Source organism: Shewanella sp. GutDb-MelDb (assembly GCF_002836075.1).
Classification (GTDB): Bacteria; Pseudomonadota; Gammaproteobacteria; order Enterobacterales; family Shewanellaceae; genus Shewanella.
Genome location: NZ_PJBM01000264.1, coordinates 62,789 through 81,818, shown reverse-complemented (window position 1 = coordinate 81,818; position 19,030 = coordinate 62,789). Strand labels below are relative to the sequence as shown.

The following is a 19,030-nucleotide window of genomic DNA, read 5'->3' as shown; positions in this document are numbered from 1 at the left end:
ATGGCCCGATAAAAACCAACATAAATGACCACTTTCAAAGGATTGAAAATGGTGTCTAACTCAGAGGACAAGGAATGTTACTCAGCCCCTATCGACACATCGCCTGTGCACTAATCCTTATCAGCCCTTGCAGTCTTGCAAATGACTCACCGTCGCTGCCTTTAGGCACGGTACTGGACGATAAAGGTCAGCCATTGTTGATCCCCACACAGCCTAAAACCGCACTGAGCTACACGCCGGTTAAGCAAAAAAAAACAACTCGCGTGGGTCAACCATCAAAACCAAAATCGAAAGCTAAACTCAAGAAGGTTAGCCGCAAGCAACAATTGGCAAGCCGTAAAAAGGTGGCTAATGACGCCGGTTGTCGCTGGCTGAATAGCCGCATGACTTTACTAGAGAAAAACGTAAGCCTTGGTATCAATCATCGCAACATGCACCTCCAGCATGAACTGAATGCTAGGCAAGATGAATGGGAATGCCTTAAGTGTGGCATAGAAGGGCCAAATCAAAGTGATCATCATAGCTGCCAATATCGGCGCTAACAGAGATAAATATTGTTGTAATATCCTGTTCCAAAACTAGGTCTTATCATCAGGTTTAAGCTGCTAAAGTGGCTTTGTCACATCATGTTGAACTGACGACAAAGCATTGAAATAGTGCTGACGCGTCCCAATATCAATGACTAAGTTCAAAGCGGATGCTTAAAATATTTGATCTGGTTCAAATAAATTTTTCAATCTACAATGGTGCAATATCGATGCACCCCCATAAATACTAGGCACACTATCGTCTTTTTAACTCGAAGTGCGTCATAGTCGTATACACAGGAACAAAAGCCTCTGCCCTATTTTGCTTTTGTCAGTAAGTAACTTTTTTGGAGATACACATGGCTCAACATTTTGATTATATCTGTCTTGGCGCTGGTAGCGGCGGTATTGCTTCAGGTAATCGTGCAGCAATGCGCGGCGCAAAAGTATTGGTAATTGAAGCAAAACACGTTGGCGGCACTTGCGTAAATGTGGGCTGTGTACCTAAAAAAGTCATGTGGTATGGTGCTCATATCGCTGAATCTATGCATTTATTCGCTAAAGATTATGGTTTTGACGTAACCGTTAATAACTTTAACTGGAGCACATTAGTTGATAACCGTGAAGCTTATATTGGTCGAATCCATGATGCTTACGGACGTGGTTTTGCGAGTAATAACGTCACACTGCTAAATGGTTACGGTAAGTTCGTTAATGCTAATACTATTGAAGTTGATGGTGAGCACTACACAGCCGATCATATCCTTATCGCTACAGGCGGTGCACCAACGATTCCAACTATCCCAGGTGCTGAATACGGCATTGACTCAGACGGGTTCTTTGCGCTGCGTGAACAACCAAAGCGTGTTGCAGTTGTTGGCGCTGGTTATATTGCCGTTGAGCTCGCAGGCGTATTACATGCGTTAGGCAGCGAAACTCACTTATTAGTTCGCAAACATGCTCCTCTTCGTAACTTCGATCCCATTTTGACTGACACCCTAGTTGAAGCGATGAAAATCAATGGACCGACATTACACACCCACAGCATTCCAAAAGCCGTGGTTAAAAATACTGATAGCAGCCTGACACTAGAGCTTGAAAATGGCGAAAGCATTACCGTAGACAGTTTAATCTGGGCCATTGGTCGCTCACCTTCTACTGGCAACATCGGCCTTGAAAATACCGATGTTAAGCTTAATAAAAAAGGCTATGTGGTCACTGACGAACAGCAAAATACCACAGCAAAAGGTATTTACTGCGTTGGCGACATAATGGAAGGTGGCGTAGAGCTTACCCCTGTCGCAGTAAAAGCAGGCCGTTTATTATCAGAGCGCCTATTTGGCAACATGCCAAATGCCAAAATGGATTACAGTGTTATTCCAACAGTGGTATTCAGTCATCCACCCATTGGCACTATGGGGCTTACTGAGCCTGAAGCGGATGATAAATTTGGTAAAGATAACGTTAAAGTATATACCTCTGGCTTTACCTCAATGTATACCGCTATTACGGCACACCGCGAAGCCTGCAAAATGAAGTTGATTTGTGCCGGCGAAGATGAAGTGGTAGTGGGTATCCATGGCATTGGTTTTGGTATGGATGAAATCCTTCAAGGCTTTGGTGTGGCAATGAAGATGGGCGCAACTAAAGCAGACTTTGATTCTGTTGTTGCGATTCATCCAACAGGGTCTGAAGAGTTCGTCACCATGCGCTAAGCTATTGAATTAAAGTGCAATTACTGGCTACCCATTCCGTTACCAGAGCCTGTAAAAAAACAATCCGAAGTTGACAACAGCTTCGGATTTTTTATGTCCCCAACACACTTACATTCAACGTTGCTAAACTGACAATAAGCAGTATTTAATTTATCAAAATCAAAATAAGCGTTATACTCGGCGGCTAAATTGCAACCGACACCTAACGTAAGTTCTGTTTAATGACCATTTTGAACCAGCCTCGAACACAACTCACCCTGTTTACCCTAGCTGGCTTACTTTGTTTGCTGCCGATGATCTCCTCTCCTGTTGCACTTATTCTAGGCTTTACCCTTGCTAGCATTGGCTGGGCGCCTGAGCAACTCATTCTCGCTAAATTGACCAAAAAACTATTAGCATTTTCAATTGTCGGCCTCGGCTTTGGCATTCAGCTCGACACTGCCATTTCGGTCAGTTTAGACAACCTTCCCTTAATTGTAGGGTCGATTATTTTCACCTTAGTTTTAGGTGTTGTACTCACTCGGCTGCTTAAATTTGATAGAAAGACAGGCTATTTGATCGCCTCAGGCACGGCAATTTGTGGTGGTAGTGCGATAGCCGCAGTTGCACCCGCCATTAAAGCAAGCAACGAACAGGCGGCGATTGCGCTGGCTACCGTGTTTATTCTTAACTCTGTTGCGCTATTTTTATTTCCTGCCATTGGCCATGCATTATCGATGACGCAACATGAGTTTGGCGTATGGAGTGCAATAGCGATACACGATACATCTTCAGTGGTTGGGGCGGCATCCGCCTATGGTAATGAAGCACTCACGACGGCGACAACCATTAAGCTTGCTAGGGCTTTATGGATCGTTCCTATCGCATTACTGAGTGCCATGTTCTTTAGTGGCGATAAGAAAAAAATTACCATTCCCTACTTTATTGGTTTTTACTGTTTAACCATCTCAATTGCTTATTGGATCCCCCAGGGAGAGGCTTTTTATGAGGTCGCGTTTGAGGCGTCGAAACGCTTATTGGTGGTGTGCTTATTTTTAATTGGTGCAGGGATTACAATCAAGAAGATGAAAGCCACAGGCCCGAAACCACTGGTGCTGGGTTCACTGCTATGGCTGGCGATTGGTACGAGTTCGTTAGGATATATTCTCTATTGAAGCGAGTGCCGATTATATTAGTTTGGCATACTATTTTGGTTGCGAAATACAATCCAAAGTAGACCACTAAAAGCACCGAGATCAATAAGTGCCCGCGTCAACCCTGACGTCATGAGTGAAGCACTGATTAATAGCAGACAACACAGTAAGATTAACCCTTTATTCATGCGAACTCCCCCAATTTGCGTTCTGAACCAATCGCAATTATTGAGGACGTTCGCAATTCCTGCCAATATCCTTTATTACTATTTAATAGCTTTTTCAGCTAAGGCTATATCATTTATTTATAAAGTAACGGCGTAAGGATCATTCTTACTGTCATCAACCCAATGGTACTCGGTTAGCGTTTCAATACGTCTAGCCTCTGCTTCACCATGTAATTGCTTTACCCAATACAGAGCGGCATCAGTACCTGCGGAGACGCCTGACGAGGTTAAAAACTTCCCGTCATCGACCCAACGCGCCTGAGACTGCCAATGCACTTTAGCGCCCAATGAGGTCACCCACTTAAAGGCCATTTTGTTAGTGGTCGCCTTAACGCCATCTAAACTTGATGTTTTTGCCAACAATGCCGAACCCGTACAAACCGAAAATACTTTTTTACTGTTGGCAAGCTGCGCCGTGAGCCATTGGATCATACGCTCGTCGTCAACTAATTTTCGCGTACCTAGTCCGCCAGGGATTAATAACAAGTCACATTCATAAGTGCTATCTATTAAAGCATCAGCCACCACCCTTGGCCCTTGATAACTTCTAACCAACTCAGTCGGCCCCACCAGCTTTATCTCTACATTTGGCATATGGCCAAGCATTTCGATGGGGCCATGTAGGTCTAGTGTTTCATAATCGTCAAATACTAAAGCTAATACGCGATAGCGTTTTTTTTGAAATAGCCTTGTTGTCGTGCCTGCTGCCGCTGGAAAAGCGAATAAACTCGACGCAACGACCACCGAACTCATCTTTAGAAATTGTCTACGTTTAAGCATCTGTTCATCATCCACTGCTATCCATTCTTTTGGTTAGAATGCCGGCTTATGACTTAATTCAATGATAGTTAAGTAAAGAGTGGCTTAAATAACAAATAGCAGAGGTAGATCAAAAAAGCCGAAAGCTAAGTAAAGCTCTGGTCACAAAAAAGCGCCATGAATGGCGCTTTTTTAGCTCTTTAAAAATAAGTCATCGTTTAATAGAAAGGCGTTGGATCTATCTCTAAGCTACTTGGCGAGATCCCTTTCTCAATATTGAGATCGGATTTAAGCAAATCAACCATCGTCACTCCAGTGTAGTACTTATGTTTATTTGAATAAAAACACTTCACCTTTGGATGCAGTGCATCGCGGTTTTTAGCTTCCCATACAATACCAACTCGGCCATCAGATAACTCCACTAATGAGCCTACGGGGTAAACACCAACACAACGAATAAAATCGTACACCAGAGCTTGATCTAAATGAAATGGCGTTAAACTCAGTAGAATTTTAAACGCAGCAGCCGGACTCATCGCTTCTTTATAGCAGCGAGCTGCGGTTAACGCATCGAAGATATCGACGATACAGCTCATACGGCCATGAATCGGGATCTCATCGCCCTTTAGCCCGCGCGGATAACCCTTACCATCGAGCTTTTCGTGGTGCATCAAGCTGATGTCTTTACTCACCTGCGAAAGGCCAGCGGTGTTATCCATGATCTCGACCGCAAACGTTTGATGTAATTTAACGTGCTCAAACTCTTCGGCGGTTAACTTACCAGGCTTGTTGAGAATAGCGCTATCGACTTTGATTTTACCGATATCATGCAAAATGCCACCCACCGCCAATTTACGTAGCATATCAGTATCAAATTTCAGATAACGGCCAAACGTTACCAGCAAAAATGCCACATTGATGGAATGTTCTAGCAGGTAAGCGTCTTTTGAACGAAGGGCTGATACGCATTTTAAAGCATCAGCATCGAGCAATACCGATTCAATCATATTATCGGCCAGCACTTCAAAAGGCCCAACCTCTACCGCTTTGCCCTCAAAGGTTTCAGACAGCACTTTTTGGATAAGATCTTTTGCCTCAACCATTAACTCTTTTGCTTTATTTTGAGTGGTAGCTCGGTCTTTTATGACCCTTTTAGCCACAGGTTTGACCACGGAAGTCGACTTTAAATTTGGCCGATTCAAACCACAATCAACTGACGAACGCTCAGCATTAACCCACACATGGGTAATCCCGCTGCGCAGCAATTTGGTAATCGCTTCTTTGCTGCGGATTTGACCTGCGTTAGCAATACTCACGTGTCCTTTGGCGCTGTCGATAGATTCGACAAACATACCTACGCCTAATTTTGCGACAGGTACTTTAATTAGATTTTTTGATTCAATTGAATCACCCATTATCTCTTCGTCCCCGGATGACAAAATGTTCAAAGCACTCGAGTGTAAAAGCGCTTCCTCTACTGACTGTTGGCTGAATGTTGCTGAAGTTACATTCAGCTTCTAATTATTATTTTGGGTAGAGGCGCACATTCTATTCTGAGTGCTAACAAAGCACCACAGTTAAAGCCAACTAAAACACTCGGGTAATACGGGGGGAAGTCAAAAATAGCTATTAATTAGTTAGATACGCTATATATCACACTGAAATTAGTACATATCACTCCTTAACAGCATAATCTTTTTTATAACAATCGAACCCATTTGGACGCCAGCGACGATAAAGGCAGTTGTAGCACGAACGTAAATGGTCATCGATCTGTTCATCTTCATCGTCTTCCACAAAGTGGCAACACTGCTGCGCAGCTTCTCGGGAGATAAAGTACGCCTCTGAGTCAAACTTGAAGCGCCAGATCCCCCCAGTATAGGTAAACCATTTATCCATAATGACCTCTAATATGCTTTAAGGGTTTGTTTCGATGCATTCACCCACCCATCTCCGTGCTGGCTGACTAACAAGGCGAACATATGCTGCCGATAAACAGCTTTGACCTTGCCACTCAGTAATACACGCTCATCCATCGACAAGAGATCACCACTGTCGCTTAGCACAGCTTGCAGCGAGCTCATCGATATAATATCTGCAACACTCAACTCAAATTCGGTAGAACCGTCACCATAATGCTCGAACTCAAGCTGCCCTTTTACGCGTCCGTCCTGACCACTTAAACGTAGACCGAGTCCCGCTAACGCCCCAATAACACCTTGACCAGTGCCACCATGTTCCGTTAAATCAATGCCTAACTCAGCTGCTAGCTCATAAGCTTGCGATTTTGTTTTAACCGCCTCTTTTGTTGACTGACCAAAAGCAATAAGCGCGTTAATGTCATACATCGATGTCATATCTAAAATGGCCAGCCCCGGATCTGCAGCCTCAGCCGACTCAGCCAGTAAATGGCTTACACATATTTGCTTAATCGCTGCAAAACTGAGATCGGTTTCAAGCCGAAAACACATGGCGCTATTATGCGATGTGTAGGGGATATCCGGATGGACAAAGAGTTGATGCCGAGTCACTAAGCACTTGTCACTGCTGGCCGCGGTCTTCAATTGCTCCGCTGCCAACAAGTTTGCTATCTCTTCGGCTATCTCCCCAGTACCTTTAGTACCGATATCATCTGTGTCATCTATGCAGATCAACCAACTTTTCATTTACGCTCCTAAGATATAATCATATTTCAACGGCTTTTCGTTACGTGTCGTTTTTGTGGTGGTCGTGCAATAAATCATGTGACTGCAATCGCCTGAGCACTGTCGGGACAATGAGTGCGGCACCAATGGCAAAGACACTACCCTGCAAGAAATTAAGTGCAAATTTGGTTAACGCAATCTGCTGTGTCATCCCCGCGAGCATATTCTCAATCCAACCTTTACTCGCCCAAGCAAGGCAACCGACTAACGCCACAATCACGCATTGCCAGCGCAGCTTAAATACGCCAGCAATCATCAATAACGCCAGATCCATTGCCATTGCAGGTAAGCCGAACTTAAGTAGAATAAGAGGCCCGCCTTTACCGACACTGAGCATCATGGCGACGATGCCAGCAAGTAAACCGCAGGCCGTGATACAACCGACTCTACCGACGGCGCCATAACAAAGTAGATAGAAAAAGGTCATCAAAAACATTGAGTGCCCGCTTAGCCCCAGCTTGAGTCGTAACATACTTTTTAAGATCACTAATAACGTGGCGCAAAATCCAATAAACAGTGCATCTTGCAATTCGAAGTGAGGTTTCATTTTGAGTCTCTTGTTGAAGGCCAGTGTGTTGCTTTAACATCGTCGCCAAAATGGCGCAGCTGGGCCGAGATAGCCATCTGTTTAGAAAGCTTCAGTAACTGGATAAGTAGCGGAAATAGCACACAGTAAATAAACTCTGGCCAGTTTTGGGGATTTCGCAGCGCTTTAGGTGTGATTCTTGCGCCGCGCATACATTGGATCTGATAGATCTCTTTTAACTCTCGTGACATAAAAGGCAGTAAGCTCAGAGATGCCGCAATGACAAATGCCCATTGATGCGGTAAGCCCCAACTTAATACCTCTCCAAGACGTTCAGGCCGTTGAGTACTTGAAAGCCACCAGCCGGGTAACATTGCCAACAAAACTCTCAGCACCACCACAGCCCCTTCTAGCAGCTGGCTTTCACCATGAAACAGATAGTAGAGTCCCATCGTAGTGACAAATTGCACTGCCGCTAATCGAAGTAACACGCCTATTTTATTTTTAAGTAGCAACCCGTGAGCAACCAAGCCACCATTAACAACCACCAACATCCACAGCGCACTGCTCGGCAGCAAAAAAGCGCCACTAGAAAGCAATATGCTCAACAACAAAGCCAGTGCACAAGCGTGAGTTTCGCTTAGAACGTTCCCCAAACGATGCCATTTCCCAGTTACAACTGGTGTTCGAGGTTTAACCCGCATCGGCCTGCGCCATAGTTTGTGACTTATCTAACAAGAATCCCGCTTCGATATGCCAGACATGGTCCACATTATCCTGTGGCACTTCTCGGTGAGAAGTCAGTAAGATTGCACTGCCCTGTTGCCGCAATTGCAGCAGCAGTTGCCACACTTTCTCGCAATGCACACTATCGAGCCCAGCAAAAGGGTCATCAAGCAGCAACACTTTTGGCTTTAGGCACGCCAGCGAAGCTAGGGCGATAATATGTTGCTGTCCGTAGCTCAATTTGTGTGGCGATACCGCCGCTAAATACATTAAGGAGAGTTGCGCTAGCATGCTCTCGGCACGTGACAGCGGCAGCTTGAATCGGCGTAAGCTAAATTGCATTTCGCTCAATACAGTTTGTTCAAATAGCTGACGACTGGGCCTTTGCAGTAGCAGGCACACATTTGCCCCGTATATACCCAACTTAGGGCGCTTACCCAGTAACGATAATGGCAGTTGACCGATATCAGCTTGGATCCCTGTAAGCGCTTTTAATAAACTACTTTTGCCGCTGCCATTATCCCCCACGAGCGCGACCATCTCCCCTGCATTAATCGTTAGCGAATGAGCACAGCGGAACAATATTTCTCGGCTAGTAAATTGAAATCGATGCGGCGCAATACATACTCTTTCTTCGGCGCTGTTCTCACTTGTCGTCACTTTTGCTGCTGCCGCATTGAGTTTGTGTTCGCGCGGCACCGACGGTAAATATAAACCCGCCACCAATTTACCCTGTTCTAACTGCCATAGATGGGAAACTAGCGAGCCAAAAGCTTGGGCATGATGTTCTACCATCACAATAGCTACCCCCTCACTCAATAGATTTTTAAGCACAAAATACAGCTCTTGCACCCCATGGTTATCTAACTGAGTCCAAGGCTCGTCAAGTAACAGTAAGTTTGGCTCAAATACTAACTGCGCGGCCAACATCAAACGGTATTTTTGCCCAAGGGACAACACATCGACAGGCGTGTCGATACTGACATATAGCCCCACGCGCCTGAGTGCTTGTTGTACTTTATCTAACATTTTTACCGATGGCATGCCGAGGTTTTCCAGAGCAAAGGCGATTTCCGCACCTACACTCTGGCGTAACACCTGCACATTAGGGTCTTGCATCACTAACCCCACCATTAGCGCTGGGTGTCGAATCATCTCTCCTTCAAAGGGTCTCGATAACTCACCTGCAATGAGATGCAGTAAGCTAGACTTACCGCAACCCGTTGCGCCACTAATACAATGGCATTCTCCGTGATTTACTGACAAATGAAGATCATCCAAGATCGCCACTTGGTGGGTGTCATAGCCAAAATGGATCCCTTTCAGCTCGATTAAATTCATCTATTTGCTCCCGTTACCTAGATCTGCCAATTAATGCCGATAAACACTTGGCGACCGGCCTGCGGTAAAGATTCACTTTGGTAGTAGTTCTCGTCGAGTAGATTGGTGGCTCTTAGGTAAAGCTCCAGTTTGTCATCCAACAAAGGCTGAACAAGGTTGATATCAACCAAGGTGTAATCACCTAGAGACTGCTCAACCAAGATTTTCTGACCAGCCACTTTTTGTTGTGAGTAGTAGATTTGGTCCATGATCCGCTCGGCATTAAGATTTATCCGCATCGCAAAAGGCAATTGGTATTGCGCTTGGAAACGCAGCTTGTGCCGCGGTCGATACTCCAGAGTCTGCATCGAAGCAACTGCGGATTTGTCTTCTGTATCTAAAAAGCTATAAGCAAAAGTGATAGAGAGATCATCAACGCTATTATTCTTTAGCTCCAGATCGACCCCTTTAAAGTTATAATCGCCCATGTTTTGATAAACACTGCTTAAATCTTTGGCAATATAGTCTTCAGTATCGGTGTAAAAGCCTGCAATATTGAGCTCTGTTGAGTACCCAAGATCTTGCAGTAGCCCCAACTCTAGGTGCTTTGACACTTCGGCTTCGAGATCAGCATTACCTGATGATTGTGCATACAGGTTGCGCATAGACGGGAAGCGTACTTTGCGGGCGATACCCATATTGATACGAGTATGCTCTAGCGCCTGCCAATAGCCTGATAATTGTCCTGAAAAATCTGTTTCAACTTCTGAGACACGGTCTTGGTCGTGAAATGCACCGCCCAATGTGACGCCGTAATTATCACCTTGGTATTGATACTCTAGCGCTGTGGTGTATAGCCAAGCTTCATCATCAAAATTATCACTACCGCCTCCATTTCCACCGCCGTTACCGCCGCCATTGCCACCGCCACCATCATTTCCGCCACTCCTTGTGGCTTTATCCGTTTTGCTACTCTTGATCGCACTCGATTCCCAGCTCTGCTTCTCAGCAATGAATGCTGTGGTTAAAATACCCGCTTCATCAAAATTCGAAATAAACTGCAGATTAGCCCCTTGGACTGTAGATCGGCCATCTTGCTGAGCTTTGACTGCTTGATAGCTATCATCTTTGTATTGGGTTTCTAATACGTCACTCTGATTGTGATAAGCAAAGCCACGCAATGTGAACATTGAATTGAATTTATGTGCTAGACCTAGTTGGAATGTCTTAGCTTGGTAGTCATCAACTCTTTCGAATTTTACACTGCCAGTGCCGGTACCATCTCGACTGGGCTTACCCCACTCACCTTGACGAAAACTCATATTCGCCATGAACTGGGTATTATCATTGAGCAAATAGCTCGCTTGAGCATAAAGATTATCTAAGGTTTTATCGGCATTCTCACGTAAATCACCTTGCTGATACTCGGTATCGTCATAATCACTCGACATAGACCAACCATCAGTTTGCTGTCGACTGTAGTTGATTAATCCTTGCCAGTTGTCACCGCTGCCTGCAGCGCTGATGTCACCGTTGAACGTGTTGTCTTGGGCCGCTTCTAAGCGTCCTGATAAACGAGGAGCATCTCCACCTTGTTTGGTAATGATATTAATCACACCGCCCGCGCCACCAGGGCCATAAAGTACTGATGTTGGCCCAACAGACACCTCTACAGAGCTAATCTGACTTGCTGGAATTAAACTAGGATCAAACTGACCATCTTCAGCGCCATTGGCTGGCACACCATTAATCAGGTAGATAACATGCCGTGCTTTAAAGCCGCGCACATCAACACGAGGAGTGCCCTGTCCGCCAACGCGAACATATAACCCTGGTACATTTTTTAGCAACTGATCTAAACTCTGAGCGCCAGTTGCCTTGATGTCATCTTCATTAAGACTCCAATGAGTTGTTGCCGATTCTGTTACCGCTGCTTTCTCTCCATGAACCACAATCACTTCGGTCACATTCAGAATAGGGTCCCGTTCCATCTCATCTGCTTGCACTTGGTAGCTAAAGCTCAGTGCCAGCGCAATAGAAGATAGTTTCAGGGCTTTATTTTTGTTTCTCATTGGTTTTCATTATCCTAACGACATTAATGGCAGCCATTGTCAGAAAGAGAGCCTGCGTGCACAAGTAACAGATAGGGGAATAACAACCTAGATCGACTAATTTGAACAAATAGAAGAGAAGGCTAATACCACCTGTGACATTTTGACCACACATAATGATAGGGCAGACAAAAAGGCGCAGTGAATCCCATAAAAGAAACAAACTAGGATCTCTAACACACCACCCAAGATAAATACGGAGTGCAAAACTAAAGCATGATGATTAAATAGTCAGTGATAGCTCACAGCAGTAGAGCAACCGACTTGACACTCTTCCCACTGGATATTACTTTGTGTAAAGATTCTTATTACCAATTTGAAACTGGGTTAATTAATAAGTAGAGGTCAGCACCTCTAAACAACCCACACGAAATGCTATTTGGAGTATTTATTGGCCGCCCCTTTGCTGTCTCATGCTATTAAGTCTTTAACAGACAAGCTTTCATCTTTTATTCTTCAACCACACAGCGACCCCATTATTCAGCTGTCGGTGACGATTTCGGCGATCCCTGTTATTGCTTGGCTCGCAGCGCAATCGACTTATCCTAGAGTCTATTGGAAAGGGCGTGACACCGAAGAGGAAGTCGCCGCCATTGGCTGCTGTAAAGATTTCTTTTTTGGTGATGATGTTGATGACCTGGAAATGTCAGCGGAATACCAAAAGCAACGCGCCCTCACCAATAATCAAGACATACGTTATTACGGTGGCGTTGCTTTTGATCGCAAAAATGAGAGCTGGCCAGAATTTGGCAAGGCACGTTTCATCTTGCCACGCATTGAATTACGCCGTAGCGGAAATGAATATAAGCTACTGATTAACCTTAGCTTTACCGATAGCAGCCTCGAAGAAGAGATTGCGATTGCACTGGAAGCGATTGCAGCGCTTGATAACCCAAAACCGCTAACACCCCCCAATAAAGTGGCGTTAATGAGTCGCAGCGATAAACCTGATCGCTATCGCTGGAATGAGCTCGTTAATCAGGTTACTCATCCAAAATTTATTAAAGACACTCCAAAAGTCGTGCTATCTCGTCAAACTCAACTTGAGATTAATGAATCAGTCGACCCTTGGATGCTACTTGCCTGCTGGCAGGGAAGAAATCCAAATAGTTTTCAATTTGGTTTTCAATTTACCCCTGAAAGTGCTTTTATTTCTTGTACACCTGAACGTCTATATCGACGCAGACAACGAGAGCTGTTTACTGAAGCGCTTGCTGGCACAACGGTGAGAGGGATCAATCAAGAGCAAGACAAGGCACTGGCACAGGAGTTGTTGGACGATACCAAGAACAGTCATGAGAACCAGTTGGTTAGACAGCAAATTGTAGATGTACTCAGTCCACTAAGCCATTACGTTGGCGCAGAAGAGTTTCCAACCATATTTAAGCTAAGCCATATCCAGCATCTACACCGCTCAATTAGAGCTGAGTTAAAAGCGGGAGTTAATGACTTTCAACTGATCCAAGCGCTACACCCCACCCCTGCTGTTGGTGGCCTCCCTAAAGAACCGGCAATGAACTTTATTCGCCAACAAGAAGGCTATGCTAGAGGCTGGTATGCTGGCGCGTGTGGTTACTTCAATAAGCATGAAAGTGAGTTTGCCGTCGCCATTCGCAGTGCACTTATCGAACCAGGGCGTATTAACCTATTTGCGGGTGCAGGTATTGTTTCAGGATCTGAGCCGGATAAAGAGTGGACTGAGCTTGAAAACAAGTTAGCCACTATTCTGTCGATATTGACCGAGTTATAACACCACAGCCAAACCAAAAGTAGTGACTGAACAACGAATGTGGCAGGAAATTAGCCGCCACATTACTTTTCTGCTTGCTCTGTAAAAATTCTGCTCTATAATTTGCCGCCCCATATTATGGGTTCGCACTATTTTTACTAACCAAAAATTGTAAAATTATAGCGGTTATCGCTATTGCGGGTTCCCTCACCCCGCCCGATTTATTAAAAAAGGCCACAAGATGTTGATGTTATCTCCAACGCAGGTTCGCCGCGCGTTACTGCTTTTAGCAGGCTTTCACATAGTGATTATTTGTACCAGTAATTACTTGGTGCAATTACCCTTTCAGATCTTCGAACTGCATACCACATGGGGCGCTTTTAGCTTTCCATTTGTTTATCTTGCGACCGATCTTACCGTCAGAATTTTTGGTCAGCAGGCCGCCAGAAAGATTATTTTTCTAGCCATGCTCCCCGCACTCGTCATCTCTTACTTAATGGGTGTGGTGTTCCATCAAGGCAGCTTTCAAGGTGCAGCAGCCCTACTAGAATTCAACAGCTTTGTATTTCGTATCGCCTTTGCAAGCTTTGCAGCCTATTTTATAGGTCAGCTTATGGATATCTTTGTATTTGCCAAGTTAAGACAAACGAAGTCTTGGTGGGTTGCCCCAGCGGCCTCAACCATCATAGGCAACCTTGTTGATACGATCGTCTTTTTCTCTCTGGCTTTTTACGCCTCAACAGATAGTTTTATGGCTGCTAATTGGCCTGAGATTGCCAGTGTTGATTATGGTTTCAAGCTCATCGTTAGCCTGGGTCTATTTTTACCGGTTTACGGTCTGCTATTAAAAGTACTGCAAGAGAAAATTTTGCAGGAGACCGGTCGTAAAACCCTGCTATAGCGCCACTCTCGGCTCAGCAGCCTGACTATAATTTAGCCTTTATATTCACCTTCACCTCATTTTTTGAGAGATATTATCGGTGAACAGGCTAAATGAATGAGTGTGGAAAATATGCTCGCTCGATGGCGAAGTCACCGACTTAGAATTGACGAATAAATTGCAGATGTATTTTACAGCTGACTGGGCGGAATGTTTCTAGAAGATCTCGGATAACGGTATTGAGTAAAATAAAACTCACTTGCAAAAACGACTCGGAGATAAAAATTAATAATAAAACTTGCAAACACAAATGAGAATCATTACTATCAATGTGCGTTCCAAAACTCAAGTTAATCTATAAAGTTCTCATCATCTTTATACTGCAACGAGTTTTCTATTAGTTTTTAGCACGACATTGCTCACACACTCTTAAGTGGCCGGGAATTATTCCCCGGCTTTTTTTTGCCTTAAATTCTTATGCGTTAATATATCTACCACCACAAAGTAATTTAAGGCATTGTTAAATATGGATATAAATAGACTGCAGTAAGCTTATCTCAATTAATTAACCGCAGAGTAGAAATAAAGCTTGCAGACCCAAGTGATAATGATTATTATTTAGATGCGTTCCAAGAACTCATCAAGCTGTAAGGAATCTCATCTCCTTTAAGCCCGAGTTTGCAAAGCACGACATTGCTCACACACTCTTTTGTGGCCGGGATTTTTATCCCGGCTTTTTTTTGTCTAAAATTTCAATCTTGCTATGTGAATAATGACTCGCCCTCCAGCCCGACCGGGCCGAAACTGCACCACATTGCTCACACACTTTTTATTAGCCAGGATTTTTATCCCGACTTTTCATTATTTAAATGCTGGCACTGAGCGGATTATTCCTCGAACTCGGGGCGATGGCCGTGTAATTGTAAGCCTTCGTAGGGGGTATTTGTCTGTTCTTCTACCGCGGTATGATACAAACCAATAGTGAACAAACTGCCTTTACCTACCGTTGAACTCACTTCAATAGTGCCACCAATACGCTTAATAATACCGTAGCTTAATGATAGTCCTAGACCAGTACCATCTTTACGCGTGGTGTAGAAAGGGTCAAAAATGCGATTAAGTTCCTCTTCGGGAATACCTTTACCCTCATCTTCAATCTCTATTTTAACTCCAACAAGCTCACCACGTTGTACCCAGTCGTATGTACGGATCCATATCTGACCCTTATCATCAATTGCATGGGCGGCGTTGACCACAATATTAATCAATACCTGCAATAATTGTGGGCGGTTAACTTGAACAGGGTAACTCGCATTAAGCTCCTGCCTTAGAGTTACTTTTTGCGTTTGTATTGAGTGACGTACCAGGACTAACATCTCTTCAATAATCGGTGTAATTTGATGCATTTCCAGCGGGGCGTTGAACTCTCCGGGGCGGCTGTACTGCAACAAACTACGAATAATGGTACTGATACGTCCTACTTGCTGAATCACCAACTCGATCTCTTCTTCGACGGCTTCAGCCTTATCACCTAATTCGTATTTTAACAGTTCCATGTTGCCGAGGATCACGGCGGTAGGGTTATTAATTTCGTGGGCGATGCCCGCAGTCAACTCACCTAACGCGGTTAATTTTTCATTGATCACCAGCTGTTGACGGGTTTCATTAAGCAAGGCAACGTTCGCTTGCAGCTCTTCCGTTTTTTCCTGCAGGCTGCGAGTGCGCTCTTCAACTTTGACTTCCAGTTGCTCTGCAGCGGCTTGGATCTGAGTATTGCGACGTTGTAACAGATCCAGCATACGGTCGAACTGTTCAGCAAGATTCGACAGCTCATTGCCACTATCTAGGCCCAATGAACCAATACGTAAGTCACGCCCAGATTGCACCGCTTTTACAACATGATGGATGCGCTCAATGGGTTGCAATAAACTGTAGGCTCCGCGATAAACCAACCAGCCAGAAACCAATAACACCAACATTAAAATAGTACCGAGTTCGATAATATTGAGTAAATAGTTATGGATAAAGGGAGATTCAGAGAATCCGGTATAGATCATACCGATACGTTTACCTTGCACGTCCTTTAAAGGGGCATAAGCCGAGATAAACCAGTCATTAAATACAAAGGCGCGATCAACCCATAACAGGCCTTGATTTAAGACTTTTTCACGTACCTCTGATGACACTAAACTGCCGAGTGCTCTGCCACGTTCCTCATCTCCTTTGGGAAAAAAGTGCAACGGGACGTTGGTGCTAATACGGATATTATCGAGAAAGATGGTCACTGTGCCGATGGAGCGATCGGGCAATGTTCCCTTGTCATAAACGAGATCACGAATATGGTCGACAATACGACTATCTCGATTTAATAAAATACCACCATCTAAGTACCAAGCCACATTGCCTGATGCGTCCGGGATAGGCAGCAATGAACGACTTAATAAACCGCGCTTCTCTTCCGTCTTGACTGGCTCCATCGCTCTTTGCGTTTTCATCACCGTCACTTTGGCTTGTTCCGCCAGAACAGGATCAATACGAGAAAGGCGACTGGGTGATAACACCATTAACCCAGAAAATGGTTCGTGACCCTCAATATGAGGTAACATTTGGCGTATGTCAGGGTCTGCCGCCGCTTCAGCGACAGTGATCAAACGTAAGAAGTCTAAATCGATATCAACTTTAGCCAAAGTGAGTTGCTGTCTCAGCTCTTCTCTAGTCAATTTCCCATTGAAATTTAGCTTTCTGAAGTCATTTTGAAATGCCCAGGATTCCATTACCAGTTCAAGTTGCTTCTCTTGAATGGTTTGCACTGAAATAAGGGTATTGTTAGCCACCGTTAAATCAGCTTTTACTTTCATAAAGAGCTGCTTTCCTGTGTAGCTTATATTCCAATAGATGGTAATAAACACTAGGCTAACCAGTGTTAACAAAATCGGTAGCAGGGTCAGAATAAGAATGCGATAGCGCACCTTTGCCTGCATCTGCTGCCAGCTAACACCGAATATATTGGAAAAAAATGACACCTAAACTCTCCTGACTAACGCGTTATTCTTCAATGTTCTTTTCGCCGCCAAACCACTCTTTGTACTTGCGGTCTAGCGTTTTACGCGACACGCCAAGATCTCTGGCTGCCGCTGATTTATTACCACCGTGTATATCCACAACTCGAGTCACGTGGTCACGCTCAACATCCTTCAAGGCCCATTGCAGCGGATAGCCTGATTCGACAACCATCTCAGCCTTAGGCTGAGCTTTCCAGTACTCGGCAGGTGGTTTACCGAGTAATATACAGCGTTCAATCATATTACGCAGCTCGCGGATATTACCAGGCCATTCGTGTTGTTGTAGTTTAAGCAAATCTTCATGACTCCAAACCACCTCTTTTACCCCAAGTTCCGCGGCCAATTGGCAGGTAAAGTGATGTGTCAGCTCAACGATATCTTCCGGTCTATCTCGTAGTGGCGGAATGACTATATCGAGGACATTTAAGCGATAGTAAAGATCACGTCTAAAATTACCCGCCTCGACCTCTTCAGATAACTTACGATTAGTCGCTGCAAGCACTCGGACATCAATATTGATCTCTTTCTCACTGCCCACGGGTCTTATGGTTTTCTGCTCTAATACGCGCAGTAAAGCAGTTTGCATTTTTAACGGCATCTCACCGATTTCATCAAGGAAAAGAGTGCCACCCGAAGCAAAGCTAAACAGTCCTTCACGGTTCCCCTTTGCCCCCGTAAATGCGCCTGCAGAATGACCAAATAATTCACTCTCAAGCAGCTCTGGCGCTATCGCACCACAATTGACCGGGACAAATGGCCCCTGGCGTCCGCTTAATATGTGTAATTGTCTAGCCACCAGCTCTTTGCCGGTTCCCGACTCACCTTCGATTAACACTACGGCATTCGTCGGTGCGACGCGCGCAATGACATCTTTGACCTCAGTCATGGCATCGCTTTGGCCAATAATGGTGGACGACTGATTGAATGAGACTTCACGGCGCAGCATTAAATTTTCACGCTTCAATAAGCGTCGCTCAATACAGCGGTCAACCGCTTTCATCATTTGCTCGAGATGGAAGGGTTTCATAATAAAGTCTGACGCGCCAGCACGAAGTGCTTTGATGGCTACGTCCATATCGGCATAACCCGTCATAAAGATGATGTCAGAACGTCTCTCTTGATCATTGAGCGCTTCATGCCATTCAATACCTGATCGGCCAGGTAAGCGAATATCGACAATCAGCAGATCAAAATGACAACGCGAGCGCAGTTGTTCTGCATCCTCAACACTGGAAGCGGTTTCTACCAATGCAAATTTCTTGGCGAGTGCCTTTTTCAAAAAACTGCGCATACCAGGCTCATCGTCAACAATTAGTACCGATACAGCGGAAGGAAGTGGCTTCATATCATTTACTCTCTGGTTCATCTTGTCTTAAACAGGACATTTTGACTCATAATGAATAAAGTCTAACACCTAAGTGGTAAAAATAGGTCACTATGAACCACGGTTTAGTGATGTTGGGACATATTGTCTGAATGATTTTGGATAAGCATGGGAGCAAGCTCACACTTAAACGACTGATGTGATACAAAATCATCAAATTTAAAAATGGCATTAAACTTGCTCTTAAACAGACAAGTGATTTCACTTCCCAGCGGTGACTCAGGTA

16 protein-coding genes are annotated in these 19,030 nt (G+C 44.6%); 5 read left to right on the top strand and 11 right to left on the bottom strand.

Translation table 11 applies throughout. From position 1 onward, the window contains the following. Positions 1 to 74 precede the first annotated feature (74 nt). The 3 genes from CXF82_RS21450 (at position 75) to CXF82_RS21440 (ending at position 3,396) form a co-directional block, all read left to right on the top strand. Positions 75 to 542 carry a hypothetical protein gene (locus tag CXF82_RS21450; protein ID WP_102039939.1) on the top strand — a complete coding sequence of 156 codons (468 nt, stop codon included), beginning with the start codon at positions 75 to 77 and terminating at the stop codon, positions 540 to 542. A 344-nt stretch (positions 543 to 886) separates the two neighbouring features. Continuing rightward, positions 887 to 2,242: a glutathione-disulfide reductase gene (gene gorA, locus CXF82_RS21445; protein WP_101090065.1), complete on the top strand. Its 1,356-nt coding sequence runs from the start codon at positions 887 to 889 to the stop codon at positions 2,240 to 2,242. A 221-nt stretch (positions 2,243 to 2,463) separates the two neighbouring features. Continuing rightward, positions 2,464 to 3,396 carry a YeiH family protein gene (locus CXF82_RS21440; protein ID WP_101090066.1) on the top strand — a complete coding sequence of 311 codons (933 nt, stop codon included), beginning with the start codon at positions 2,464 to 2,466 and terminating at the stop codon, positions 3,394 to 3,396. 17 nt (positions 3,397 to 3,413) lie between these two features. Here the strand turns inward: CXF82_RS21440 and CXF82_RS22430 are convergent, their stop codons facing one another. The 9 genes from CXF82_RS22430 to CXF82_RS21400 all read right to left on the bottom strand — a co-directional run bounded on the left by CXF82_RS22430 (position 3,414) and on the right by CXF82_RS21400 (position 11,710). Further along, positions 3,414 to 3,563 carry a hypothetical protein gene (locus CXF82_RS22430; RefSeq protein WP_180961128.1) on the bottom strand — a complete coding sequence of 50 codons (150 nt, stop codon included), beginning with the start codon at positions 3,561 to 3,563 and terminating at the stop codon, positions 3,414 to 3,416. Between the two features lie 117 nt (positions 3,564 to 3,680). Continuing rightward, on the bottom strand, positions 3,681 to 4,397 hold the full coding sequence (locus tag CXF82_RS21435) for a DJ-1/PfpI family protein (RefSeq protein WP_232775014.1): 717 nt from the start codon (positions 4,395 to 4,397) through the stop codon (positions 3,681 to 3,683). A gap of 182 nt (positions 4,398 to 4,579) precedes the next feature. Next, the gene (locus tag CXF82_RS21430; protein ID WP_101090067.1) at positions 4,580 to 5,776 is read right to left on the bottom strand and encodes an HD-GYP domain-containing protein; all 1,197 of its coding nucleotides are present in this window, start codon (positions 5,774 to 5,776) and stop codon (positions 4,580 to 4,582) included. A gap of 259 nt (positions 5,777 to 6,035) precedes the next feature. Beyond that, on the bottom strand, positions 6,036 to 6,260 hold the full coding sequence (locus tag CXF82_RS21425; RefSeq protein ID WP_102044917.1) for a hypothetical protein: 225 nt from the start codon (positions 6,258 to 6,260) through the stop codon (positions 6,036 to 6,038). A gap of 8 nt (positions 6,261 to 6,268) precedes the next feature. Then, complete coding sequence (locus CXF82_RS21420; protein ID WP_102044916.1) at positions 6,269 to 7,027, bottom strand: DNA-binding protein; 759 nt, start codon at positions 7,025 to 7,027, stop codon at positions 6,269 to 6,271. Positions 7,028 to 7,067: 40 nt separating this feature from the next. Continuing rightward, a complete protein-coding gene (locus CXF82_RS21415; RefSeq protein WP_102044915.1) occupies positions 7,068 to 7,613 on the bottom strand; it encodes a core component of ECF transporter in 546 nt (181 codons plus the stop codon). Next, positions 7,610 to 8,296, bottom strand: coding sequence for an energy-coupling factor transporter transmembrane component T (locus tag CXF82_RS21410; protein ID WP_102044914.1), 687 nt, complete (start codon positions 8,294 to 8,296; stop codon positions 7,610 to 7,612). The genes CXF82_RS21415 and CXF82_RS21410 overlap by 4 nt, the downstream gene beginning before the upstream one ends. Continuing rightward, positions 8,286 to 9,659 (bottom strand): ATP-binding cassette domain-containing protein, encoded by a 1,374-nt coding sequence (locus CXF82_RS21405; RefSeq protein WP_102044913.1) that lies wholly within the window; start codon positions 9,657 to 9,659, stop codon positions 8,286 to 8,288. Before CXF82_RS21405 ends, CXF82_RS21410 begins: the two co-directional genes overlap by 11 nt. 17 nt (positions 9,660 to 9,676) lie before the next feature. Further along, on the bottom strand, positions 9,677 to 11,710 hold the full coding sequence (locus CXF82_RS21400; protein ID WP_102044912.1) for a TonB-dependent receptor plug domain-containing protein: 2,034 nt from the start codon (positions 11,708 to 11,710) through the stop codon (positions 9,677 to 9,679). A 430-nt stretch (positions 11,711 to 12,140) separates the two neighbouring features. Here CXF82_RS21400 and CXF82_RS21395 point away from each other — a divergent pair, with 430 nt between their 5' ends. Then, complete coding sequence (locus tag CXF82_RS21395; protein WP_102044911.1) at positions 12,141 to 13,499, top strand: isochorismate synthase; 1,359 nt, start codon at positions 12,141 to 12,143, stop codon at positions 13,497 to 13,499. Positions 13,500 to 13,719: 220 nt separating this feature from the next. Then, positions 13,720 to 14,379: a 7-cyano-7-deazaguanine/7-aminomethyl-7-deazaguanine transporter gene (locus tag CXF82_RS21390; RefSeq protein WP_101090075.1), complete on the top strand. Its 660-nt coding sequence runs from the start codon at positions 13,720 to 13,722 to the stop codon at positions 14,377 to 14,379. An 866-nt stretch (positions 14,380 to 15,245) separates the two neighbouring features. On the opposite strand, the gene CXF82_RS21385 is transcribed toward CXF82_RS21390, so the two are convergent. Beyond that, positions 15,246 to 17,381: a sensor histidine kinase gene (locus CXF82_RS21385; protein WP_102044910.1), complete on the bottom strand. Its 2,136-nt coding sequence runs from the start codon at positions 17,379 to 17,381 to the stop codon at positions 15,246 to 15,248. Between the two features lie 22 nt (positions 17,382 to 17,403). Next, positions 17,404 to 18,786 carry a sigma-54-dependent transcriptional regulator gene (locus CXF82_RS21380; protein ID WP_101090077.1) on the bottom strand — a complete coding sequence of 461 codons (1,383 nt, stop codon included), beginning with the start codon at positions 18,784 to 18,786 and terminating at the stop codon, positions 17,404 to 17,406. Positions 18,787 to 19,030: the final 244 nt, after the last annotated feature.